Annotated in this window: 1 protein-coding gene; it reads left to right on the top strand. The window is 67.9% G+C overall.

Going from position 1 to position 834, the window contains the following annotated elements:
* The coding region (locus E1297_RS01235) for a condensation domain-containing protein (protein WP_155132876.1) at positions 1–834 on the top strand (834 nt) is incomplete at both ends.

Genomic DNA, 834 nt, shown 5'->3' with positions numbered 1-834 from the left:
TTGTCGGCACGCCGGTGGCCGGCCGGCCAAGGGCGGAGCTTGAAGGCCTGTGCGGCTTTTTTGTCAACACGGTGGCACTCAGGAACCGGATTGACCCTGAACGCCCGTTCACGGTGCAGCTTGATGCGGCGCGGGCAATGGTGCTGGCCGCCCTTGATCATGACAGTGTGCCGTTCGAGGCGGTGGTGGATGCGGTGGCACCGGTGCGCTCCCTGCGCCATGCGCCGTTGGTGCAGGTGATGCTTGTCCTGCAGAACACGCCGGAGCAGATCGGCGCTTTCCGTCTTGGCGGCACGCAGGTGGTGCCATTCCAGCCGGAAGGCGGCCGGGAAACCGGCCCGGGGATGGCGAAGGTGGATCTGGCGCTTGATCTGCGCGAAACGGCGGATGGACTTGAAGGCAGCCTTGTCTATGCCAGCCAGCTGTTTGACCGGGCCACGGCCCACCGGATTGCGGGGATGGTCTGCCGGGTTCTGGAGGCGGTGGTGGCCGCCCCGGAGACGAAGCTGGCCTTGTTGCCGCTCATGGGTCCGGAGGCGCGGGAAGAGGTGAGCGCACGGTTCAACGCGGCGCGGATGGATCTGCCCGAGGGCCGGACGGTGCTGGACCTGTTTGAAGCCGGGGCTAGACGCCGTCCGGACGCCCTTGCGGTCAGTGATGGGGCGCGCCGGCTCAGCTACCGGGACCTGGATCTCGCGGCTAGCCGTCTGGCGCGGGTTCTGGTCCTGAAGGGGGCCGGTGCGGAAACCGTTGCAGGCGTGTGCCTCGAGCGCTCGGCTGAGCTGATCGTGACGCTTTTGGCGCTCTGGAAGGCGGGCGCGGCCTATCTGCCGC

Source organism: Roseibium sp. RKSG952 (genome assembly GCF_009711355.1).
This window is presented reverse-complemented; position numbering and strand designations above follow the sequence as displayed.